The organism is Serratia sp. A07 (assembly GCF_058725505.1).
In genome coordinates, this window is record NZ_JBZXDO010000244.1 from 1 (window position 1) to 593 (window position 593).

The 593-nt window shown below is 67.3% G+C and carries 1 pseudogene; it reads left to right on the forward strand.

Going from position 1 to position 593, the window contains the following annotated elements:
• A pseudogene (locus tag AC4PR2_RS29540) lies at nucleotides 1–593 on the forward strand (MobF family relaxase); the annotation flags it as partial.

Genomic DNA, 593 nt, shown 5'->3' on the forward strand with positions numbered 1-593 from the left:
GGCACGGTATCACTCACCGGCCTGGACGGTCAGGACGAGCGCTGGCTGGCGCCGGCCACCCTGCGGCGCAGCCAGGTGGCGGTCTTTGAGGTAAAAACGATGACGGTATCGGTCGGGGAACGACTGCGGCTGACCACCACCGACCGTGACCGGCTGCTGCGCACCAACGACATCGGTGTGGTGACCGGCATTGATGACCGCGGCCGGCTGCAGGTGGCTGTCGGTGAGCAGCAGGTCAGCCTCGACCCGAACGCAGTGCCGGGCGACCGGCATATCGACTACGGCTACGCCGTCACCACCTACAGCGCCCAGGGCGCCTCGGTGGATTACGTGATTTTACTGGAAGGGGTTGAGGGCGCACGCAAGCGCATGGCGGCACAGGACAGCGCCTACGTTGCCCTGTCGCGCACGAAAGAACACATCCAGATGTATGTCGACGACCTTGAGGGCTGGCAACGGCAGGTGGAAAAGCACACCGGCAAGCGCGAGACGGTGCATGACGTGCTGCTGCGCGCTGATGACGCCGCGGCGCAGGCGGCGGTGCGCGCCTTTGAGGCCGGGCGACCGGCCGGTGAAACGCGCCTCGCCGGCCG